Here is a 20,905-nt window from a genome sequence, read left to right as displayed (position 1 = left end):
GTTCGACTAGAACTTGTAACCACGGTGCAGCGCAACAATGCCGCCCGTTAGGTTGAAGTATTTCGTATTTTCAAAACCCGCTTCTTGCATCATGCCTTCCAAAGTTTCTTGGTTAGGGTGCATGCGGATAGATTCTGCTAGGTAACGATAGCTGTCTGCGTCGTTGGCAATCAGCTCACCCATTTTTGGCAACAGGTGGAAAGAGTAGGCATCGTAAACCTTTGAAAGAGGCTCAAGTACTGGCTTAGAAAACTCAAGAACCAACAGACGACCGCCCGGCTTCAGCACACGGTACATTGAACGCAGCGCTTGGTCTTTGTCGGTAACATTACGCAGACAGAAGCTGATGGTAATGCAATCGAAGTAGTTATCTGGGAAAGGCAGCTCTTCAGCATTGGCTTGAACGTAATGTACGTTGCCAACAATACCGCTATCACGCAGTTTATCGCGGCCAACATTCAGCATTGAGTTGTTGATATCAGCAAGAACCACGTGGCCTTTTTCACCAACGATACGCGAGAATTTCGCAGTCAGGTCGCCAGTACCACCACCAAGATCTAGGATGCGTTGACCAGGGCGAACGCCACTGCAATCAATCGTGAATCGCTTCCACAAGCGGTGAACACCACCCGACATTAAGTCATTCATGATGTCGTATTTAGCGGCTACAGAGTGAAATACCTCTGCTACTTTCGCGACTTTTTCGTCTTTTGCGACTGTTTCGAAACCAAAGTGTGTGGTTTCTGACTCTACTGCTGAATTTGTCTGCACGCTTGTGTCCATAATGCTGTTATCTACCATGGTAAGTTCTCATCGACAGTACACTCTCTATTTAGAGGCGCTGCGGCCGATTAGTTTACTTTATCCTCAGTAGGTTGTCTTTCTACTAAAGAGACATTTTCTGAAAAAGCCTCATTTTGCGCCATTTCAGCCAAGCCTACCGAAATCGGTTTCTTCACCTCAACACCGAGTTGCTTGAAGCTTTCTGCCTGACGAATCACGTTGCCACGCCCAGTCACCAGCTTATTCATCGCCCCTTGGTAGCTTTGGTTGGCTCTATCTAATGAACTGCCGAGACCTTCCATATCATCAACGAACAGGCGTAATTTGTCGTAAAGCTTGCTCGCACGTTCCGCGATAACTTGCGCGTTCTGATTCTGTCTATCGTTGCGCCACAAGTTATCAATGGTACGCAGTGCCACCAGCAAGGTGGTTGGGCTAACCAAGATAATGTTTTGCTCCATCGCATCTTTAACTAAGCTAGGGTCGGCTTGAATCGCCACCTGAAACGCAGGTTCTACCGGAATAAACATCAACACATAATCAAGGCTCTGTATGCCTTTGAGTTGATGATAATCCTTCTGGCTCAAGCCTTTAATGTGCGCGCGCAATGAAGCCAAGTGATCACGTAATGCAGCATCACGTTGTTGATCAGTTTCAGCATTGAAGTAACGCTCAAACGCCACCAAAGCCATTTTTGAATCCACCACCACTTGCTTGTCTTGTGGCAGATGCACAATCACATCTGGCTGGTAACGCTTGCCCGCATCGTTTTGCAAGTTCACTTGAGTTTGATATTCATGACCTTCGCGCAGCCCTGATTCTGCCAGCACCCGTGCCAGTACCACTTCGCCCCAGTTACCCTGCTGTTTATTATCGCCCTTTAGTGCTTGGGTCAGATTAACCGCTTCACGTGTCATGCTCTCATTAAGACGTTGCAGGTTTTTAAGCTCATGTACTAAGGTGTGACGCTCTTTGGCTTCTTGGCTAAAGCTGTCGTTCACTTGTTTCTTGAAGCCTTCTAGTTGCTCTTTCAGCGGCGACAACAAACCCTCTAAGCTTTGCTTGTTTTGTTGATCGACCTTAGCGGTTTTACTCTCAAACAGTTGATTCGCTAACAGTTCAAACTGCTGCTTAAGTCGAGATTCTGCTTGTTCTAGCAGTTGCAGCTTTTCACTGTTGGCGAGGTTTTCTTGGTCATGTCTTGCCTCTTGCTCTCTAAGCTCAGCCTCTAACTCAGACTTATGCTCCTTAAGAACATTGATATCATCGGCATACTGTTGGCGCTCTTGCTTGACCGCCTCAAAGTAGCGCAGCTTTTCCATCGCGGCCATCACCTTGCCATGGGCTTGCTTGAGCTCGAATGCCGCTTTGTCTCGGTCATCATCCAACTCATTAAGCTCTTGTTGCGCCTCTGCGAGCGAGGACTTGAGCTGAGATTGTTGAGACTCATGCAGCAAACGGTCGGACTCTAGCTGCTGTTCAAGAAGTCGCTGTTGAAAAGAGAACTTCTGTTTGATCCACCAACCCACCACACCGCCGCTGACGAGCGCGCCAGAAATAGCAGCAATAAGCGGTGCTTGATGTTCGATAATCCATTGCATGATAATGATTTAGCCTAATTGGAAGTAACTCATTAAATGGTATTTTGATACTGGATAAATGTCCAGTTTGCCGTATTAAATTTCGACAGATAGACTAGGCGCTCCGTATTCTGTCCCATCAAATTAGAATGAGTTGCTATGAACGAACGTCGTGCCTTGGGCTTTGGCCTTTCCGCGGTATTACTGTGGTCAACAGTTGCTACTGCTTTTAAGCTGACCCTTGCTGAGTTTTCGCCGATTCAAATGCTGACCATTGCCAGCATAGTGTCATCAATGGCACTGATCGCCATCTGCGCCTTTCAAGGCAAGCTTTCTCAGCTGAGTACTACGTTTCTTTCAAACCCTTGGTATTACCTACTGCTCGGCTTGGTCAATCCACTGGCCTACTACCTGATTCTATTCAAAGCATACGACCTATTGCCAGCATCTCAAGCGCAGGCCATCAACTACAGTTGGGCAATTACGCTAACCTTGATGGCGGCGGTTTTTCTGGGACAAAAGATTCGTAAGCAAGATTGGATTGCTTGTACCTTCAGTTATGCGGGTGTGGTGGTCATTGCCACCAAAGGCGATGTGCTAGGAATGCAGTTCGATAGTCCACTCGGTGTGGCTCTGGCGCTACTTTCAACCTTGCTTTGGGCGGGATACTGGATTCTAAACACCAAAAACAAGGCTGACCCTGTGATTGGCGTACTGCTTGGGTTCTTAGTGGCACTGCCCTTCGCGATCGGTTTAACCATTTACGAAGGCGAGAGCTTTAGTCAAATCACAGCGAAAGGTTGGATGGCCGTGACTTATGTTGGCCTGTTCGAGATGGGCATTACCTTTGTCTTATGGCTATCAGCACTGAAGCTGACCAACAACACAGCGCGTATCAGCAACCTGATTTTTGCCTCACCGTTTATCTCGTTGATGCTACTTTCCACGATTATCGGCGAAGAGATTCACCCAGCGACCCTGTTTGGCTTGGTACTGATCATTGCCGGCTTGGTGATTCAACAGGTCAAGTTTTCAAAAAACAAACCTGCGTGACTGAGTAAATGAGCTAAAAGACTCGATTGAGCACGAAAAGCTATCGATAAATTCGAATCTAGAGCTGGATTACCGCTTATAGATACAAAAATGGCGAGTTATATGACTCGCCATTTTTATGTAATTTAAAATCTAATGGATAAGCTCAAAGCTTAAACCCACTGGCCTGCTGCGAAGCCTGAGCTCCAGCACCATTGGAAGTTATAGCCTCCTAACCAACCTGTTACGTCCATGACTTCACCGATGAAGTAAAGGCCAGAGACCGTCTTACATTCCATCGTTTTTGAAGATAGGTGATTGGTGTCTACACCGCCTAGAGTCACTTCGGCCGTTCGGTAACCTTCCGTGCCGTTTGGCGCAATTTTCCAGTTCTCTAGATGCTCTACAATGTCATTCAGCTGCTTTTCGTTGAACTGTTTGAGCGGCTTGTCTTCCAGCTCTTTGCGGTCAATCAACACTTCCACAAAACGCTTTGGTAATGCTTTCGCCAAGGTGTTTTTCAGGCTCTGATTTGGGTGTTTCTCACGAGAGTTTTCAAGTAGTTCAGCAACGTCCACTTCTGGTACTAGATTAATCGAAACCGATTGACCCGCTTTCCAGAAGGAAGAAATTTGCAATACCGAAGGCCCAGATAGGCCGCGGTGAGTAAACAGCAACGCTTCTTTGAATAAGGTGCCGTCTTGCGCGGTGATCTCGGCAGGAATCGCGATTCCTGAAAGCTCAGCAAAGGCTTCTTTGTCTTCTTTATGCAGAGTAAATGGCACCAAACCCGCAGTAGTCGGCATCACAGACAAACCAAACTGCTCAGCAATCTTATAGCCAAATGGCGTCGCGCCTAGTTTCGGCATCGATAAACCGCCCGTCGCCACGACAAGTGAGTCACACTCAACTTCGTCGGTATTAAGGTGCATCTTAAAGCCAGCGTCTGTTTTTTCGATTGAGTGAACATCACAACGGTAGCGCTGTTCAACTTTCGCCTGCTTACACTCTTCAAGCAACATGCTCACGATGTCTTTTGCAGTATGGTCATTCACACAGAACAATTGACCGTGGTCTCGCTCTTCGAACTCAATACCGTACTTGCTCACCATCGAGATAAAATCCCAGTTGGTGTATTGAGATAAGGCTGACTTCACGAAGTGAGGGTTGTTACATAGGAAGTTGTTGGCTGAAACATCATAGTTAGTGAAGTTACAACGGCCGCCACCTGAGATTAAAATTTTTCTGCCTGGTTTCTTTGCATGATCAACCACCAGCACTCGTCGGCCACGTTTACCCGCTTCCGCAGCACACATTAAGCCCGCGGCGCCCGCACCAATTACGATTACATCAAACTTTTCACTCATTGGGGTTCTGCTTTCTTCACTTTTACACCTCGAGTACGCCCTGTTCTCGAAATGCCATCAATAAAAAAGGATGTGCATAAACAGCACATCCTTACTAATTGCTCGCTATTCTAGCGGCAATTTTAAACTTTGCAATTGATGTTCAATTGTACAATTTGCAGACAGCAGCAAAAACACTACTTGGCTTAGCGAACCAACAACCGAAGCTTTACACCAAAACCTAAACTCTACTTCACACGTACTAAATAACTTAGACGATGAAAGAAGAAAGCAACGTTACACCCAGCAGAGCGGAAGAAAGTATAAACAACTGTCTTACGCGATCACACTTCGACATAAACACTTCGTCGTGGTGATGGTGATACTCTTTGCTTTTGATGTAACTAAACAAGCGAACCTGTTTGGTCATATTGCCATGAGTTGTGAAGAATCCACCTCCGTCTACTTGTTGATAAAGTAGAGGATGTGCTTCTCGCATTATATAAATGAGTGTTCTTAGCGCAGTAAAATATCGCGCCCAGTTCACGCAAGTCACAACCATTAGTGCAAATAGAATAGTGTCGCCGCTGATCATCCTTTCCTCCCTACATCTTCATAAGAAAACTCAAAAGAAAAAGATAATCAGTGTCTTTCCCGTACTACCTAAACGGCAGGAGCTTCCATAATTGAAGATGAACCATCTTTTGCCAATTGCGCTAGGTCTTTATCAATAAAGAACAGTGCTTTACCGTCTTCACCAACAAGCTCTAGCTTATCCAATACACCTTTAAACAACTTCTCTTCTTCGTGTTGCTCTGCAACGTACCATTGCAGGAAGTTAAAGGTTGAGTAATCTTGTGTGCTGAAAGCAACGTGAGCCAGTTTGTTGATCTTTTGAGTAATCATCTGCTCGTGTTCATAAGTTTCACGGAACACTGCACCAAGGCTATCAAATTCATGTTTTGGCGCTTCAATCGCACCTAGAATTGGCATTGCACCTGTTTCACTTACGTAAGTGAAAAGACGCTGCATATGTTCCATTTCTTCTACTGCATGAACACGCAGAAACTCTGCTGCACCTTCAAATCCTTTGTCTTCACACCAAGCACTCATTTGTAAGTATAGATTGGATGAGAAAAATTCTAGGTTAATTTGATCATTCAGTTGCTCAACCATAGTTTTTGACAGCATTTAAGACTCCTAATTACATCCTCAATTTTCTCTACTATATCACTATTTAATGAATATCTCGCAGGCCATTAGTTAACCAATATTTCGAGCTGTCATTACGCAAGACAGTGGATATGAGATCACTTCAGCAAAAAAAGCCATCGCATAGTGCTAATCTTAAATCAGACAATGAATAAAGGAGGTAGCGATATGAGTTACAAACATATTTTGGTCGCGGTCGATTTATCAGAAGACAGCAAATTAATTGTGGATAAAGCGGTAGCATTGGCTAAGCCATTGGAAGCCAAAGTCTCTTTTATCCATATCGATATTAACTACGCAGAGCTGTATACCGGCCTGATTGATATCAACATGGCAGAAACCCAACATAACGCGATGGAAGCATCTCGAGTTCAGCTGCAAAATTTTGCTGAGCATGCTCAATACCCAATCACCCATACCTTAGTAGGCAGTGGCGATTTGAGTCATGAGCTGTGTGACACCATCAACGAGTTCAATGTTGATTTAGTGGTTTGTGGTCACCATCAAGATTTCTGGAGCAAGCTACTTTCTTCAACACGACAACTGATCAACGCCTCTCCGGTTGATATGCTGGTCGTGCCTCTAAGAGATTCAGAAGACTAATGAATTAAGGTTAGGTAACATACAGCTCATATCTTATTAACGAAGTTTTACTATGAGCTATTTAGCTGGTGTTACCCTCCTATGGGCCTTCTCCTTTAGCCTGATCGGCGTTTACCTTGCTGGTCAGGTTGATGCTTGGTTCTCTGTACTTATGCGTGTTGCCCTTGCAGGTATCGTGTTTCTTCCTTTCCTTAAGTTCCGTGGCGTCTCGCGTAAACTGATCGCTAAATTGATGGCCATTGGTGGCATCCAGCTTGGCTTAATGTACTGCTTCTACTATCAGTCTTTCTTGCTGCTATCCGTTCCTGAAGTCCTTTTGTTTACCGTTTTTACCCCAATTTACGTCACGCTTATTTATGATTTCCTCAAAGGGCAATTCTCTCCGTGGTACTTAGTGACTGCGGCAATTGCGGTATTGGGCGCGGTATTCATTAAATTTGCGGGCATCAATGAGAACTTTTTAGTTGGCTTCCTCGTCGTGCAAGGCGCGAACCTGTGCTTTGCTATCGGTCAGGTGAGTTACAAGGTGGTGATGGAGAAGGAATCGACTGAATTACCTCAGCGAACCGTATTTGGTTACTTCTACTTGGGGGCGTTATGCGTCGCTTCCGTTGCTTTCATGCTACTGGGCAATCCAGAGAAGCTGCCAACCACCACTCTTCAATGGGGAATCCTTATCTACCTTGGCTTGATTGCTTCGGGGCTGGGTTACTTTATGTGGAATAAAGGCGCGTGCATGGTCAATGCTGGCGCACTGGCTGTGATGAACAATGTCTTAGTTCCAGCTGGCCTTGTGGTGAACATCCTGATTTGGAACAGAGATGTCGATTTGGTTCGATTGTCTATTGGTGGTGCCGTTATCTTGTTCTCTTTGTTCGTCAATGAGACGTGGGTGAAGAAGCGCGTAGCGAGAGATGCTAGCAATGCCTAGCGCGTTGAGCTAACAAGCTGTATTTAGCTAATAAGCTTTGTTTGACTAGCAAGATTCTTATTTAAAATAATACCCAGAAAGCAAAAGAGCGACCGTAGGTCGCTCTTTTTAAATCATCTGTGTAGCAATAAGCTCTTCGAATTAACTTCAGTGGATGTGATTGTGGCTCACCACCTGAGTCTTACTTTCAGTGAAGGCAACGTCATCAAGTTGTAGGTTGATGCGTTCCAGGTCACTTTCCAGTTTTTGGCTTTTCTTAAACAGCTTTTGCTGCTTCTTAATCATCTTCGCGAGCTTTTTGTTGTACTTCTCTTGTTTCTTCGCCGCTTTCTTCGCTTGTTTGAGTTCAGCTTTCTCATCGCCGCTCGCCTTCGCCATCAATTTTTTCAGCTTGGCTTTTTTCAACGCAACTTTATCCGCTTTTTCTACGATAGCAGGATCAAAGATTTGTACCGTTGGCTCAACGCTGTCCATTACCTCGATAAGAGAAACTTCTGGAGTTGGCAATGTTTCAGCAAGTAGACCACACGCAACTTTTTCTTCAGCGGGTTTATTCTGACAATCAATCGGTGGGATGGCTGTTGGTTTGCATAGGTTCGCTTGATCCGACGATGAGCGCGCACAAGAGCGGCACACGAACTTTGGTTCAGTCACCAAACTGTGGATTTCTCCCAAGTGCTCGGTGATATCTCGACGGTTTAACTTACAAAAGCGTTTAACCATGCTACAACTCCAGCTAAGAATAATAATGATTCTTAGTTAGATATACATCCGTAACGCGACTATCGCAAGTGTTAAATAGTGATTTATCGTATTTATGACGGAAAATTTTCTTAGCGTGTCTCTAAGTTATTGATGTCTTAACTAGGTCATTGATGCTTTCACATACACATCAAAACGGTTCTTTTTGGTTTCGATCGCCATGCTCGGTTTTTGCTCGTCTAACCACGCCGCGTAATCCGGCCTTTTGACCACAACTCGCTTAGATGCGAGCTTAAGGGCTGGTTGCAATAAAGCATCAGCATCCATATCGGCACCCACCAATGATTGGAATACACGCATCTCTTTCTTAACCAACGCCGATTTCTTCTTGTTCTCAGGATGCGGGTACATTGGGTCTAGGTACACCACATCAGGCTGTTCGAAATTAGGATCGTTGCTGAGTTTATCTAACGCATCGTGACTTGAAGCGTGAATCAACTTCATACGTTCAGTTACCCAACCACCGATGTCAGGGTCTTGTTGAGCTCGCTGCAGACCGTCATCCAATAATGCAGCCACAACTGGATGTCGCTCTACCATCTGAACTTTACAGCCCAACGAAGCCAGCACAAACGCATCACGTCCTAAACCAGCGGTACCATCGAGGATAGTTGGCGTTGCACCTTTGTTTAAACCTGCCGCTTTAGCAATTGCCTGACCTTTACCACCGCCAAACTTGCGTCTGTGACCAACTGCCCCTCCGACTAAATCAACAAAGATAGCGCCAAGCTTCGGTTCATCGACTTTACGTAGCTCAAGTCGCTCGCAAGTCAGTACCAAAGCAAAATCGCTGTTTTCATCATGAGATAAATTCCAACGGGTCGCTAAGTCATTTAGATGATCGATTTGGGTAGCATCTTCGCAAATCAGTTGTAGTTGCAAGGTCGTCTCCAACAGACAGTAGTATTCAAAACAAAAGAGGCAACCAGTTTACCTGATTGCCTCAACAATACATATTAGCGGTGCAAACTATTAGTAGCTCTGAAAGCGATTAGCGCTGCTAGTGCTAAAGAATACTCATCGTGCAGCTTGGTTCAATTAATCCAAGTACTCTAACGTTCGCTCTTTTTGTAACTCTTCAATGAGCTCAGCAAGTGGTTTAGGTCGGCCTATGATGTAACCCTGTGCGTAGTTCACACCAAGTTCGATCAGCTTGTCGATTATCTGGGTATTTTCAACAAACTCAGCCACCGTGTGTTTACCCATCTGCTTAGCTAAATCATTGATCGAGCGAACCATCACATGGTCCATCTCGTTGACAGCAATATCACGCACAAACAAGCCATCGATCTTCACGATGTCGACCGGCAGTTTCTTTAAGTAACCAAACGACGATAATCCAGAGCCAAAGTCATCCAGTGCAATCATACAACCAAGCTCTTTGATTCGAGTAAAGAACTTGATCGCCTGCTTCATGTTACTCATCGCAGCCGTTTCGGTGATCTCTAAACAGATTTTATGGCACGGTATCGACGAGTCTCTCAAGCTCTCAATCAAGAATTCGACAAATTCTCGATTACCCATAGAGTGACCAGACAAATTGATAGAGCACATTCCAAGTTCATCTATCACCTTTGGTCGATGTTCCAACCAAGCGAGCGTTTGGCTCACGACTCGGCGGTCAATCAAGTGCGCTATGTTATAGCGCTCTGAGGCTGGCATGAAGATCCCCGGGGAGATGTATTCACCTTGGATATTCTTGATACGAACCAAGATTTCGAAGTGCATTTTCTCGCTGTTTTTATCTAGGCCAAGAATGCGCTGAGCAAACAACTCCAAGCGATCGTTAGCCAAAGCCTCATGCACTAGATTCACGCATTCCATCTCTAGGTGACGACGACGCAAGTCTTCATCATCTTGATGGTAAAGGTTGTAACGGTTACGCCCTTCCTCTTTAGCAGCATGGCAAGCAGCATCGGCCTGAGCATGTACCATCTGTGGTGAGGCCGCAGTATGGTCAATCAATCGGATACCAATAGAGCTGGTAAGATTAAGGCGAATATCACCCCACAAGAATGGGTTCTCACTCATCGTCGAGATAATACTGCGACACACATTCACCGCATCTCGCTCAGTACAGTCTTTCATTAATACTGCAAATTCGTCACCACCCATTCGCGCTAACACGGCATTGTATGGCAGTACCTCTTCCAGCAGCTTGGCACTAAACATGATTGCGGCATCACCCGCTTCATGCCCCGCCGTATCGTTCAAGACCTTGAGTTGGTCTAAATCCAAGAACAACATAGCGTGAGTTCGCATGTGGCTCTCAACCTCTTTGAGCGCCTTTTGCAGCTCTTGTTCAAAGTGGTTACGGTTAAACGTGTCCGTCAGCAAGTCATAACGAGCTTGATATTCTAGCTTTTCCGACAGCTCACGAGTTTCGGTAATGTCTTCTCCAACAATCAACAGCTGATCAGACTCAACCAGCGGGCGAATATTTTCACGAATCCAGATGGTGCTGCCATTAGCATGGCGATATTCAATATCACGACGCCATACGCCACGAATCTTATGCTGTGGTTGCAATAAGATATGACGCGGGATCATTGAGTTTCCATCGACATAGAACTCTCTAGGACGATGACCTAGTAGCTGGTCTAGCGGGTAGCCTAGTAACTGCTCAGCAAACTGGTTCACTTGTTGAATGCGATTATTGCCATCGAGCGTAATCATCATCACGGGTTGTTTGTCGTAATACAGCTTGAGATTCGCTTCACGCTGGAACAACTTATTCTCCGCGAGCTTACCCGAGGTAACATCACGAGCTTCAAATAAGAACTGAACATCATCCTCTTCACTGCCCGGCATAGGCTTTAAAGAGATATCCAACACCATCGCACCACGATCACGACACCACACCTCAGCTTCAAATCGCAAAATCTGGTGTTCATCGCTCGAGATAAAGTATTCCTTCAGTTCTTGCCTTGCTGAGTCTTCCCAGTGTTGGAGGCTTTGAAGAGGTGTTCCCAATTTATAGCCTTGGTTATAAAGCAGCTCATGTAACTTACTGTTACTCGACAGTAATACACCGCCCTTATCAATGATCCCCATGAACTGCAGGCTTTGGTCGAATATCGACTCCAATAACAGTTGGCTTTGTCGGCTGGTACGCTCACTTTTCTTAAGGCGATTGAGGTAATACACCAAGGTTGCGATGACACACGACATCACCAAAAACAGCAAACCTATGGTGCGAATTTCATCTCGGTAGCGCACTAAAAATGACTTAGGCTTGTTGAGAAAAGTCACCGCCGCTTCATTCTCTGCGCCCAAATCCCATCGTGATATTTGTTGGTAATCAAGTTTGATTTCTGGCGCGCCAGCAACCACTTGGGGCAGCGGTTTATCCGGATTAGCGAGCACATTCAGTAGCACTCGCCCAGTGTCTCGTCCTTGCGTTTCTCCACTGTGGATCACGCCACCAATCGCACCAAACCCAAGTCCTAAATCATGCACGATATACAATGGCATCTGAGTTTTTTTGTTGAGCTGACGCCAGTCTTCTTTGCTACTGACACGACCATTGATGTCGCGGTAGTAGGCCCAGAACAACAAGCTTTTGGTTAGATCAGCGCGTTGCGCGAACGTCATCAGTTCTTGATAAGAATCAGGCGTATATTGCTCCACCAGCCCAGAGAACTCTGGACGTTTTTGTAGGAATAGTTCCACTTGGGCGCGAATAGCTTCACCCGTTACCGAGTGATCGGTAACCACGTAAACTTTTTTAACCGTCGATTGAAGTCGATTGATCAGCTCAATATTGCTCGCCATATCAATATCTTCAGTGATACCAGTTGCGTGCAAGCCTTCAATCATTTGCGGAGAGAAATTGTTGATGCCACCAAAAATAACGGGCGTGCCATTGAGTTCGGGCGCTAAGCGTTTCATCAGATTGAGGGCGTTATTATCACTGACGACTACAGCGGCAAACTCTTCATGCGACAGCTTGGTGCGGTATAGCTGATAAATTCGCTCTAAGTATTCAGCGTTTTGAGTTCGCTTGGTATCGAGATAAACAACCCGGTAAGACAACCCATCTCGATCGAGTTCTTCAGCCAGCCCTTTATGGAAATCATCCGTCCAAAAAAAGCCTTGATGATAAGAGTGAATAACCAACACATCTTTTGCCTGAGCTGAAGCAAAAACACTCCAACACATCACAATAAAAAATAACGAAAATCGCACTGAATTCACCCTAACCCTATAGTTACTGCTAATATTATCACCCTTGGCTATGATGTGTACTCAAGCCGGTATGTTTTTCATTCAATCTAAGGATTATGCATGTCCACAACTACAGCTCGTCTAGATGATCTAGACCGTGCCATTCTCAAAACTTTGATGGAAGATGCACGTACTCCTTATGCTGAAATGGCAAAGCAGTTCGATGTCAGCCCTGCGACGATTCACGTTCGCATCGAAAAGATGAGATCAGCAGACATTATTGAGCGAACAGAAGTTGTGGTAAACACCAAAAAGCTAGGTTACGACGTGTGCTGCTTTATTGGTATTAACCTTAACGCAGCCCGCGACTACCACTCGGCCATTGCGAAGCTAAATGCTTTAGATGAAGTGGTCGAGGCGTACTACACCACCGGTGCTTACAATATTTTTGTAAAGCTGATGTGTAAATCGATAGAAGAATTGCAGTTCGTGCTGATTGATAAATTGCAGGCGATCGACGAGGTTCAATCGACAGAGACATTGATTTCATTGCAAAACCCTATCAATCGCAATGTGAATCCCTAGCTCACATACGAACTAGATTCTTTGGGGTGTCCCAAAAAGAAAAGGCTGAACGCAATGTTCAGCCTTTAATCTATCTAGCTTATGTCGTCTCGAATCTAAGCTCTGTTACCTAATATAAGCTATGCAGCTAGCAATAAGGTAATCACAAACCTAAGCTTGAATACCCGCATGACGCAGCATTGCGTCGATTTGAGGCTCACGACCACGGAAGCGTTTGAACAGCTCCATTGGCTCTTCACTGCCCCCCATCTCAAGAATGTTGTTCAAGAAGCGATTACCGGTTTCAGTATTGAAGATACCCTCTTCTTCAAATGCAGAGAACGCATCTGCAGACAATACTTCTGCCCACAGGTAGCTGTAGTAACCTGCACTGTAGCCACCAGCAAAGATGTGACCAAAGCTGTGCGAGAAGCGGTTCCAATCAAGACTTGGCAGTACCGATACCTTAGACTTCACGTCGGCTAGTGTTTCTAGTACGCGAGCACCGACTTCTGGATCGTATTCAGTGTGTAGCGTGAAATCGAACAGGCCAAGCTCTAGCTGACGCAGGATAAACATCGCTGACTGGAAGTTCTTCGCCGCTAGCATCTTCTCTAGCATCTCTTTCGGTAACGCTTCACCGGTTTCGAAGTGACCAGAGATGAACGACAGCGCCTCCTCTTCCCAACACCAGTTCTCTAGGAACTGACTTGGCAATTCAACCGCGTCCCAAGGCACGCCATTGATTCCTGACACAGCACCCGCATCAACTTGCGTTAACATATGGTGAATACCGTGGCCGAATTCGTGGAATAAGGTAACCACTTCATCGTGAGTAAATAGCGCAGGCTTATCACCGACTGGCTTGTTGAAGTTACATGTTAGGTAAGCAACAGGCGTTTGTAGATCACCAGATTGAGTAATGCGACGACCGCGACAGTCGTCCATCCAAGCGCCACCACGTTTGTGTTCGCGTGCGTATAGATCTAGGTAGAAGCTACCGCGCAATGTGCCTGTCGCATCAAAGATGTCGAAGAAGCGCACTGAATCATGCCATGTATCCACGCCTTCACGCTCTGTTACCGACATACCAAACACACGGTTTAGTACTTCGAACAAACCAGAAACCGCGTTCGACTCAGGGAAGTATGGACGAAGCTCTTCATCAGAGATCTCGAACAAGTTCTGTTTTTGTTTCTCGCTGTAGTAAGCGATGTCCCACAGGTTTAGCTCAGAGACGCCAAACTCTTTCTCAGCAAACTGACGTAGCTCTTCTACTTCACGCTCACCTTGTGGTTTGGCTTTTACTGCTAGGTCGTTAAGGAAACCAAGTACTTGGTCTGGCGTTTCTGCCATCTTAGTCGACAAAGATTTTTCGCTGTAAGTGCTAAAGCCAAGCATGCGTGCGATCTCGTGACGCAGCTTAAGTTGCTCTGTGATGATCTCAGTGTTGTCCCACTTGCCAGCATTTGGACCGCGATCTGAAGCACGAGTTACGTAAGCTTCGTACAGCTCTTTACGTAGTTCTTGGTTATCACAGTACGTCATCACCGGTAGGTATGATGGGATATCTAGAGTCAGTAGGTAACCTTCCTGCTCTTTAGCTTCTGCCGCGGCTTGTGCTGCCGCCAGTGCTGATTCAGGCATACCGGCCAGTTCAGCGACGTCTGTGATCTGCTTGCTCCAACCCATGGTTGCATCAAGCACGTTATTTGAGAATTGAGAACCTAGCTCAGACTGGCGCTTGCTGATCTCACCGTAGCGATGCTGTTCGTCCGCTGGTAAGCCAATGCCTGATAATTCAAAATCACGCAGTGCGTCAGTGATGGTTTTTTGTTGAGCTTGGTTTAATGCCGAGAATGCTTCGCTCGCCTTGATCGCTTTATACGCTTCGAACAAACCTTTGTGTTGGCCGACCCACGTGCCGTACTCAGAAAGTACAGGCAGGCAGCTCTCATAAGCGTCACGCAGTTCGTCGCTGTTCATCACAGAATTCATATGGCTTACAGGTGACCAAATACGGCCTAAACGATCATCCACTTCATCAATTGGAGCAACGAGGTTGTCCCAGCTTGGTGAAGTATTACCTTCAAGTACTTGTTCTATCTTGTTGCGACACTCTTCAATCACTTGCTCAACCGCTGGCTTAACGTGCTCAGGTTTGATCTGTGAAAACGGAGGTAAGTCCGTGAAGGTTAATAGCGGATTAGACATATAAACATTCCTTTGGCTTTAGAGACTTTCGTCTTTTTTGTAATGAGGTCGTCTTACAGTCATCAGGCTCAGGGGCGCCCTAAAAAATCACCTGCGAATAGTTATTAGATAGTGCCCAACAAGGCAAATTTCAATAGTAGAACCAATAACTAACTGCATATTGCTAGCGACTGTTCCTGAATTGTTCGAGAATTTATGGTCCATTGGGGGTTATAATAGTCAAACTAACCCCACCTACACTAACCACACTCTAATTCGAGAGTGTTACGAGAGTTTAATTTGTTAAGTTATCGCCACAGCTTCCACGCGGGCAACCATGCCGACGTAGTAAAGCATATCGTACAGAGCCTTATTCTTAATTCTTTGAAACAAAAGGATAAGCCTTTTGTTTACCATGACACTCACTCTGGTGTAGGTCGTTACGACTTAACGCATGAATGGTCTGAAAAAACGGGCGAATACAAACAAGGTATTGCACGCGTCTGGGCACAAACAGAACTTCCTGAAGACATTCAAAGCTACCTTGAGTCTATCTCTGCACTCAACAATGGCGAAAAACTGCGTTTCTACCCAGGTTCACCACGTGTTGCACGTGCACACCTGCGTGATCAAGACCGCATGGTATTAACCGAACTTCACCCAGCCGATCACCCTCTGCTTGAGCAAGAGTTCCACCGCGATCGTCAGGTATCTATCTACAAAGAAGATGGCTTCCAACGCCTAAAAGGCAGTCTGCCACCTAAAGAACGTCGTGGTTTGGTTCTTATCGACCCACCTTACGAGCTGGCAAAAGAGTATCGTGATGTTGTGACTGCGATTGCTCAAAGCCATAAGCGCTGGGCAACCGGTATCTACGCAATTTGGTACCCAGTGGTAAATCGCTGTGATATCGAAGACATGATCGAAGGCCTTGAAGGCTTAGGCATCAACAAGATTCTACAAATCGAACTTGGCGTATCACCAGACACCAACGAGCGTGGCATGACAGCATCAGGCATGATTGTTATCAACCCACCTTGGAAGCTAGAAAGCCAAATGAACGAAATTCTTCCATTCTTGAAGGAAGCAATTGCGCCGGCGACCGGTCACTTCAAAGTAGAGTGGATCGTACCCGAGTAATCTCGAACTTAACGTCATCGTCTGACGAATACTCAGCAGACTGTGACGTACACGAATAAATTTTAAACAGGGAGATTGAGTTCAACCGATCTGCCCTCAATATAATAATTAGACAATTTAAGAATCTATAGGACGTAGGTGTTCAGTGCGCTCACTGTACCCACAACCTTCAATAAATGGAGAAAGTAATGGCGACTCATTTTGATTACATCTGTATCGGCGGCGGTTCAGGCGGCATCGCATCAGCTAACCGCGCAGCAATGCACGGTGCAAAAGTTGCACTTATCGAAGCTCAAGACCTTGGTGGTACTTGTGTAAACGTTGGTTGTGTTCCTAAAAAGGTTATGTGGCACGGTGCTCAAGTTGCTGAAGCAATCAACCTATATTCAAAAGACTACGGCTTCGACGTTGACGTAAAAGGCTTCAACTGGGGCAAACTGGTTGAAAACCGTCAAGCGTACATTGGTCGTATCCACCAATCTTACGATCGCGTTCTTGGTAACAACAAAATAAACGTAATCAAAGGTTTTGCTAAGTTTGTAGATGAAAAAACCGTTGAAGTTAACGGTGAACACTACACAGCGGATCACATCCTGATCGCAGTGGGTGGTCGTCCAACCATTCCAAACATCCCTGGCGCAGAGCACGGTATCGACTCAAACGGTTTCTTCGACCTGATGGAGCAACCTAAGCGTGTTGCTGTAATCGGCGCAGGCTACATCGCAGTAGAAATCGCAGGCGTACTAAGTGCACTTGGCACAGAGACACACTTGTTCTGTCGTAAAGAGTCACCACTTCGCAGCTTCGACCCAATGATTGTTGAAACACTGGTTGAAGTAATGGAAGCGGAAGGTCCAACACTTCACACGCACTCTGTTCCTAAAGAAGTAGTGAAAGAAGCAGATGGCACGCTGACTCTGCACCTAGAGAACGGCAACACTCAAAACGTTGACCACCTAATTTGGGCTATCGGCCGCCACCCAGCAACTGACGCTATCAACCTAGCATCAACTGGCGTTGCAACAAACGACCGTGGCTACATCAAAGTAGATGAGTTCCAAGCAACCAACGTTCCTGGCATCTACTGTGTTGGCGACATCATGGAAGGTGGCATCGAACTAACACCTGTTGCTGTTAAAGCCGGTCGTCAGCTTTCTGAGCGCCTATTCAACGGTCAATCAAACGCGAAGATGGACTACACGCTCGTTCCTACTGTTGTATTCAGCCACCCACCTATCGGCACAATTGGTCTAACGACTCAAGAAGCTGAAGAGCAATACGGCAAAGACAACATCAAGGTATACACGTCTGGTTTTACTGCAATGTACACAGCAGTCACTCAGCACCGTCAACCTTGTAAGATGAAGCTAGTATGTGCTGGCGAAGAAGAGACTGTAGTTGGCCTACACGGCATCGGTTTCACTGTTGATGAAATGATTCAAGGCTTCGGCGTTGCAATGAAGATGGGCGCAACCAAAGCAGATTTCGACTCTGTTGTGGCGATTCACCCAACTGGCTCAGAAGAGTTTGTTACCATGAGATAATCAACGCCTTTTGTTGATAACTCTTAAAAAGCAGGCCTTGTGCCTGCTTTTTTTATGCCCCCTCTTGAACCTTACTTCCCAACTCCACGTAACACAGGTACTGACCTATCTAGAACAGCAATGGAGTTTGTGATGAATCTACTAATTGAATCATTTGAAGGCGGGATCTACTTGGCTTACCAAATCATTGGTGAGCAAAAACAGTTAATCAAAGACGACCACCAGCACCCAATGAAGTTTTTGAGTGTTAACCAAGCACGCGACCACTTTAGCGACCAAGGCGTGGCGTCGGCAATGCTGGTTCACAACAGTGCCTACGACGAAATGTGTGGAGAGCATTGTGGCCACACCCAACCGTTCGAGATTGATTTGAAGTGGAGTTAAATGAACTTCAAATCAATCGCGATAAATATTAAAAGGCTTACATCAATGTAAGCCTTTCTTATGGGCGTAACTTTCCCTCTTATTTACTTAAATCAACGCAATGTCCGCTTCTGTCTGCGTTTGATGTTTTGCTCTTTCACAATAAAATCGAACAGTGGAGCGAAGAGGTTGGCGAATAAGATAGCCAGCATGATGCCCTCTGGATAAGCAGGGTTGAGCACGCGAATACCAACCGTCATCACACCGATAAGAACCCCGTAAGCCCATTTACTCTGATTGGTAAAAGCGGCGGAAACTGGGTCGGTCGCCATAAAGAAAGTACCAAAGGCAACGCCACCCAACACAAAGTGCCAGTAGAACGGCATAGAAAACATCGAGTTGGTTTCGGATCCGATCCAATTCATCAAACTAGAGGTCGCCACAAGGCCAATAATCACACCCGCAACAATACGCCAAGAGGCTATCTTCATGGCAATCAGAATCAGACCCGTCAACATGATAAGCAATGAAGAAACCTCACCCATCGAGCCCGGTATATTACCGACAAACGCATCCATCCAGGTGATCGCCTCGCCAGTCATATTATTGATAAGCGAAGTACTGCCACCCTCATACCATTGACTCAGTGGTGTCGCGCCTGAATAGCCGTCAGCGGCAACCCACACAAGTCCACCCGACATGTTGGCTGGATAAGCGAAGTAGAGAAACGCGCGGCCTGCTAGTGCAGGATTAAGGAAGTTTCGTCCTGTACCACCGAACAGCTCTTTGGCGACAACGATACCAAAAGTGATACCTAATGCGGCTTGCCAGAGCGGAATGGTTGGCGGGAGGATTAGTGCAAACAGCACCGAGCTGACAAAGAAGCCTTCATTAACTTCGTGCTTGCGAACGACTGCAAACAAGACCTCCCAGAAACCACCCACAACAAACACCGTGGCATAAACGGGTAGAAAATAGAGTGCACCAAGCAACATCTGGTTTGCCCAGCCACTTGCCATCAATGACTGCGCATCACCAAATGCCCAAGACAAGCGCCAGCTGCTTTCAATAACAGAGGTAAGTTCGTTAAGTTGATAACTGGACGTTAATGCGAGGAAGCTTTGGTGTCCGACGTTATACATCCCCCAAAACATCGCGGGAAAGGTCGCTAGCCACACCAGGATCATGATTCGTTTGAGATCGATACTGTCTCTAACATGGGTCTGGCCTCGGTTTACGTTGCCGGGCGTATAAAATATGGTCGCAAAAGCCTCATACACAGGGTAAAGCTTTTCGTACTTCCCTCCAGCTTCGAAGCGTGGAGCCACGTCTTCTAATCGTTTTTTTAAACTCATAATCTCAATCACCTTATTGCTTGAGTTATGGTTTTCTACGCATCAACTGCCTTATTTGAACAATTTCTAGCGATTTTTAGTCAAATTCGTATAAAGAAAGAGTGTCCAGAAGTCGAACCGATGTTGAAAAAGGAAGGTGTAGAAGGTGTATAAACAACAAAGCCCCAGCAATGGCTGAGGCTTATTTGGTATTACAACGGGTCTTCGTTATTTCACACACATCACATTAAGCAATGAAGAACCTTTCAATTGGTTTACGTTTCCGTTGGTAAACAGACCTTTCTTATCTGCGCCCCAATAAGGGAGATGCATTGGCCAGTTCTGTTTTTCCATAACTTTTGAGCTCAAGATGCTCTGCCATTGCTTTTCCGTCATCAGTTTCATGTTGACCTGATTACACACCAACTCAGCGCTATCGAAATCTAGGCGGCTCCAAGGCTTACCTTGCTCCATATAGAACTGCTGCTGATGGTCTAGAAGGTAAGGAATCGCATATTGGCTACCCGCAACATTGGCTGTCACACGGATTTCGATTTCCAAATCGTTGTCTGAATTCGCGTTACCGCTTGGTAGCGCCTGAATAGCTGCAGCACTCGTTACCGCTGCCGCTTGCTTCGCAGCCACAGGTTTCGGAGCTGGTTTTGGTTTTACAGGGGCCTTAGGCTTTACAGCTTTTGACTCTGCCGGTTTTGCAACGATAGGCTGTGATGAGGTTTTCGACTTATCGACCATGCGAATAAAGGCTTCACCATAACCGGGAACCTTGCGCACCTGAGCTAGGTCTTTTCTCGCATCAGAGAAGGTAGAATAAGGTCCGATTAAGCAACGATAGTCTCCACCTTCAGGCTTCATCCAAACGTTGGTCGAGATCTTCTCATATAGGGGCTTTGCTCGGTTCAGTGACAAAGGCTTATTCAGCAGACCACATTGAACCCAAAACAGCTCGTTATCTGAATGACGTTTAGGCGCCTTACTCCCCCAAACACCCTTGCCGATCGGACATGATTGCTCTAGCTGTGGTAATTGGTTAGTGCTTGCCTGAGTTGCATCACATAGAACCGACTCTGCACTCACTTGGCTCGAGACCAAAAGGGATGCAGCGATAAGCCCCATACGATAATTTCTCGTCACAGCACGACATACAGCATTCATTGTCAATTTCATAACCACCACTTAAACCCTCACGGGCTAATTATTACCGAATCTATGTCGATAAAACATGAATTCCATTTTAAGTATTATTGACACTATCAATGATACTAAGTTCCAGATCCATTAAGCAAAAAAAGAGCCGTAATTGCTTACGGCTCTTAATTTAGTGACTTTTTTA

General features: G+C 45.9%; 18 protein-coding genes. 7 read left to right on the top strand and 11 right to left on the bottom strand.

Annotated elements, in window-relative coordinates; genetic code table 11:
- Positions 1-6: 6 nt before the first annotated feature.
- Positions 7-786, bottom strand: coding sequence for a bifunctional demethylmenaquinone methyltransferase/2-methoxy-6-polyprenyl-1,4-benzoquinol methylase UbiE (gene ubiE, locus OCU90_RS00315; RefSeq protein WP_026012235.1), 780 nt, complete (start codon positions 784-786; stop codon positions 7-9).
- A 65-nt stretch (positions 787-851) separates the two neighbouring features.
- Complete coding sequence (rmuC, locus tag OCU90_RS00310; RefSeq protein ID WP_004735561.1) at positions 852-2,384, bottom strand: DNA recombination protein RmuC; 1,533 nt, start codon at positions 2,382-2,384, stop codon at positions 852-854.
- Between the two features lie 138 nt (positions 2,385-2,522).
- Here rmuC and OCU90_RS00305 point away from each other — a divergent pair, with 138 nt between their 5' ends.
- Entirely contained in the window at positions 2,523-3,416 is an 894-nt protein-coding gene (locus tag OCU90_RS00305; protein ID WP_017086337.1) for a DMT family transporter, read from the top strand.
- A gap of 152 nt (positions 3,417-3,568) precedes the next feature.
- Here OCU90_RS00305 and OCU90_RS00300 read toward each other — a convergent pair whose 3' ends face one another.
- From OCU90_RS00300 to ftnA, 3 genes are all read right to left on the bottom strand, one after another.
- Positions 3,569-4,762 (bottom strand): BaiN/RdsA family NAD(P)/FAD-dependent oxidoreductase, encoded by a 1,194-nt coding sequence (locus OCU90_RS00300; RefSeq protein ID WP_054548006.1) that lies wholly within the window; start codon positions 4,760-4,762, stop codon positions 3,569-3,571.
- 250 nt (positions 4,763-5,012) lie between these two features.
- Complete coding sequence (gene uspB / locus OCU90_RS00295) at positions 5,013-5,336, bottom strand: universal stress protein UspB (RefSeq protein ID WP_004735557.1); 324 nt, start codon at positions 5,334-5,336, stop codon at positions 5,013-5,015.
- A gap of 68 nt (positions 5,337-5,404) precedes the next feature.
- Positions 5,405-5,932 carry a non-heme ferritin gene (gene ftnA / locus OCU90_RS00290; RefSeq protein ID WP_004735556.1) on the bottom strand — a complete coding sequence of 176 codons (528 nt, stop codon included), beginning with the start codon at positions 5,930-5,932 and terminating at the stop codon, positions 5,405-5,407.
- A gap of 189 nt (positions 5,933-6,121) precedes the next feature.
- Between ftnA and uspA the strand changes: the two genes are divergently transcribed.
- Positions 6,122-6,556: a universal stress protein UspA gene (uspA, locus tag OCU90_RS00285; protein ID WP_004735555.1), complete on the top strand. Its 435-nt coding sequence runs from the start codon at positions 6,122-6,124 to the stop codon at positions 6,554-6,556.
- Between the two features lie 52 nt (positions 6,557-6,608).
- Positions 6,609-7,487 (top strand): carboxylate/amino acid/amine transporter, encoded by an 879-nt coding sequence (locus tag OCU90_RS00280; RefSeq protein ID WP_004735554.1) that lies wholly within the window; start codon positions 6,609-6,611, stop codon positions 7,485-7,487.
- Positions 7,488-7,634: 147 nt separating this feature from the next.
- Here OCU90_RS00280 and OCU90_RS00275 read toward each other — a convergent pair whose 3' ends face one another.
- The 3 genes from OCU90_RS00275 to OCU90_RS00265 all read right to left on the bottom strand — a co-directional run bounded on the left by OCU90_RS00275 (position 7,635) and on the right by OCU90_RS00265 (position 12,410).
- Positions 7,635-8,210 carry a hypothetical protein gene (locus tag OCU90_RS00275; RefSeq protein ID WP_061023648.1) on the bottom strand — a complete coding sequence of 192 codons (576 nt, stop codon included), beginning with the start codon at positions 8,208-8,210 and terminating at the stop codon, positions 7,635-7,637.
- Between the two features lie 141 nt (positions 8,211-8,351).
- Positions 8,352-9,131: a class I SAM-dependent methyltransferase gene (locus tag OCU90_RS00270; RefSeq protein WP_017081709.1), complete on the bottom strand. Its 780-nt coding sequence runs from the start codon at positions 9,129-9,131 to the stop codon at positions 8,352-8,354.
- Between the two features lie 156 nt (positions 9,132-9,287).
- Positions 9,288-12,410 (bottom strand): EAL domain-containing protein, encoded by a 3,123-nt coding sequence (locus tag OCU90_RS00265; protein ID WP_061023645.1) that lies wholly within the window; start codon positions 12,408-12,410, stop codon positions 9,288-9,290.
- A 126-nt stretch (positions 12,411-12,536) separates the two neighbouring features.
- On the opposite strand from OCU90_RS00265, the gene asnC reads away from it, so the two are divergent.
- Positions 12,537-13,001 (top strand): transcriptional regulator AsnC, encoded by a 465-nt coding sequence (gene asnC, locus OCU90_RS00260; RefSeq protein WP_004735550.1) that lies wholly within the window; start codon positions 12,537-12,539, stop codon positions 12,999-13,001.
- A gap of 150 nt (positions 13,002-13,151) precedes the next feature.
- On the opposite strand, the gene prlC is transcribed toward asnC, so the two are convergent.
- Positions 13,152-15,194, bottom strand: coding sequence for an oligopeptidase A (prlC, locus tag OCU90_RS00255; protein ID WP_054542082.1), 2,043 nt, complete (start codon positions 15,192-15,194; stop codon positions 13,152-13,154).
- Positions 15,195-15,473: 279 nt separating this feature from the next.
- Here prlC and OCU90_RS00250 point away from each other — a divergent pair, with 279 nt between their 5' ends.
- The 3 genes from OCU90_RS00250 to OCU90_RS00240 all read left to right on the top strand — a co-directional run bounded on the left by OCU90_RS00250 (position 15,474) and on the right by OCU90_RS00240 (position 18,241).
- On the top strand, positions 15,474-16,313 hold the full coding sequence (locus OCU90_RS00250) for a 23S rRNA (adenine(2030)-N(6))-methyltransferase RlmJ (protein WP_029224298.1): 840 nt from the start codon (positions 15,474-15,476) through the stop codon (positions 16,311-16,313).
- Positions 16,314-16,501: 188 nt separating this feature from the next.
- The gene (gene gorA / locus OCU90_RS00245) at positions 16,502-17,857 is read left to right on the top strand and encodes a glutathione-disulfide reductase (RefSeq protein ID WP_061023643.1); all 1,356 of its coding nucleotides are present in this window, start codon (positions 16,502-16,504) and stop codon (positions 17,855-17,857) included.
- Between the two features lie 132 nt (positions 17,858-17,989).
- On the top strand, positions 17,990-18,241 hold the full coding sequence (locus OCU90_RS00240; RefSeq protein ID WP_017091425.1) for a DUF6482 family protein: 252 nt from the start codon (positions 17,990-17,992) through the stop codon (positions 18,239-18,241).
- A 92-nt stretch (positions 18,242-18,333) separates the two neighbouring features.
- On the opposite strand, the gene OCU90_RS00235 is transcribed toward OCU90_RS00240, so the two are convergent.
- Both OCU90_RS00235 and OCU90_RS00230 read right to left on the bottom strand, forming a co-directional pair.
- Positions 18,334-19,575 carry an NADH:ubiquinone reductase (Na(+)-transporting) subunit B gene (locus OCU90_RS00235; protein WP_061023641.1) on the bottom strand — a complete coding sequence of 414 codons (1,242 nt, stop codon included), beginning with the start codon at positions 19,573-19,575 and terminating at the stop codon, positions 18,334-18,336.
- A gap of 207 nt (positions 19,576-19,782) precedes the next feature.
- On the bottom strand, positions 19,783-20,739 hold the full coding sequence (locus OCU90_RS00230; protein WP_061023639.1) for an SPOR domain-containing protein: 957 nt from the start codon (positions 20,737-20,739) through the stop codon (positions 19,783-19,785).
- Positions 20,740-20,905: the final 166 nt, after the last annotated feature.

Source organism: Vibrio splendidus, assembly GCF_024347615.1.
GTDB lineage: Bacteria > Pseudomonadota > Gammaproteobacteria > Enterobacterales > Vibrionaceae > Vibrio > Vibrio splendidus.
The sequence above is the reverse complement of the archived record's forward strand: the minus strand, read 5'-3'. Positions and strand labels throughout refer to the sequence as shown.

Coding starts and splice junctions, on each gene's coding strand:
- asnC (WP_004735550.1), top strand. CDS start 12,537: ATGTCCACAACTACAGCTCGTCTAGATGATCTAGACCGTGCCATTCTC.
- OCU90_RS00230 (WP_061023639.1), bottom strand. CDS start 20,739: ATGAAATTGACAATGAATGCTGTATGTCGTGCTGTGACGAGAAATTAT.
- gorA (WP_061023643.1), top strand. CDS start 16,502: ATGGCGACTCATTTTGATTACATCTGTATCGGCGGCGGTTCAGGCGGC.
- OCU90_RS00300 (WP_054548006.1), bottom strand. CDS start 4,762: ATGAGTGAAAAGTTTGATGTAATCGTAATTGGTGCGGGCGCCGCGGGC.
- OCU90_RS00265 (WP_061023645.1), bottom strand. CDS start 12,410: ATGTGTTGGAGTGTTTTTGCTTCAGCTCAGGCAAAAGATGTGTTGGTT.
- OCU90_RS00235 (WP_061023641.1), bottom strand. CDS start 19,575: ATGAGTTTAAAAAAACGATTAGAAGACGTGGCTCCACGCTTCGAAGCT.
- rmuC (WP_004735561.1), bottom strand. CDS start 2,384: ATGCAATGGATTATCGAACATCAAGCACCGCTTATTGCTGCTATTTCT.
- OCU90_RS00305 (WP_017086337.1), top strand. CDS start 2,523: ATGAACGAACGTCGTGCCTTGGGCTTTGGCCTTTCCGCGGTATTACTG.
- ftnA (WP_004735556.1), bottom strand. CDS start 5,932: ATGCTGTCAAAAACTATGGTTGAGCAACTGAATGATCAAATTAACCTA.
- uspA (WP_004735555.1), top strand. CDS start 6,122: ATGAGTTACAAACATATTTTGGTCGCGGTCGATTTATCAGAAGACAGC.
- uspB (WP_004735557.1), bottom strand. CDS start 5,336: ATGATCAGCGGCGACACTATTCTATTTGCACTAATGGTTGTGACTTGC.
- prlC (WP_054542082.1), bottom strand. CDS start 15,194: ATGTCTAATCCGCTATTAACCTTCACGGACTTACCTCCGTTTTCACAG.
- OCU90_RS00280 (WP_004735554.1), top strand. CDS start 6,609: ATGAGCTATTTAGCTGGTGTTACCCTCCTATGGGCCTTCTCCTTTAGC.
- OCU90_RS00240 (WP_017091425.1), top strand. CDS start 17,990: ATGAATCTACTAATTGAATCATTTGAAGGCGGGATCTACTTGGCTTAC.
- OCU90_RS00275 (WP_061023648.1), bottom strand. CDS start 8,210: ATGGTTAAACGCTTTTGTAAGTTAAACCGTCGAGATATCACCGAGCAC.